Raw genomic sequence first — 825 nt, 5'->3', positions numbered from 1 at the left:
CCCCGACGGCAGCCAGGACCGCTACACCTACGATGAGCGCAGCAACCTGCTGCAGCACATCCGCGCCGACCACAGCACGGTGCACTACGCCTACGACGATCACGACCAGCCGATCAAGCTGCGTGATGCCGAAGGTGGCTTGTGGCTACGCGACTACGACGAGCGCGGCAACCTGGTCGAGAGCGTCGATCCGCTGGGGAACAAGACCGAGTTCGCCTATACCCCGGCCGGGCTGGTCGAGGCAATCAAGGATGCGCTGGGCAACGAAAAGACACTGGCCTACAACGCCGCCGGACAACTGCTTGAGTACACCGACTGCTCCGGCAAGACCAGCCAATGGACGTACAACGCCTTCGGCCAACTGACTGCCTTCACCGATGCGGCCAACAACAAGACCGCCTATGAGTACCAGCTAGGGCAGCTGGCCAAGGTCACCCACCCGGACAAGACCGAGGAGCGTTTTAACTACGACGCCGAAGGTCGACTGCTGGCGCATGTCGATGCCCTTGATCGCTGTACCACCTGGACCTACAACGCGGTCGGCCTGCTGAGCGAACGCGTCGACGCCAACGAGCACACCCTGCGCTACCGCTGGGACAAGCTTGGCCGCTTGATCGGGTTGGAAAACGAGAATACCAGCAAGGCCACCTTCCTCTATGACCCGGTGGGCCGGCTGCTGCAAGAGACCGGCTTCGATGGCCTGGTCACCCGTTACCAGTACGACCCGTACAGCGGTCGCCTCGCGAGCACCCAAGTTGGCCAACGCCGGATCGAGCTGACCTTCGATCCGATGGGCCGATTGAGTGAGCGCACGGCCCGTCTGGG

At 62.9% G+C, this 825-nt stretch carries 1 pseudogene; it reads left to right on the top strand.

The features are described from left to right. A pseudogene (locus tag NGM28_RS29105) lies at positions 1-825 on the top strand (RHS repeat-associated core domain-containing protein); the annotation flags it as partial.

The sequence above is a fragment of the Pseudomonas sp. MWU13-3659 genome (assembly GCF_023757525.1).
In the GTDB taxonomy this organism is placed as follows: domain Bacteria; phylum Pseudomonadota; class Gammaproteobacteria; order Pseudomonadales; family Pseudomonadaceae; genus Aquipseudomonas; species Aquipseudomonas entomophila_E.
Note: the sequence above shows the minus strand (reverse complement) of the source record. Positions and strands in the feature narration are given on the sequence as shown.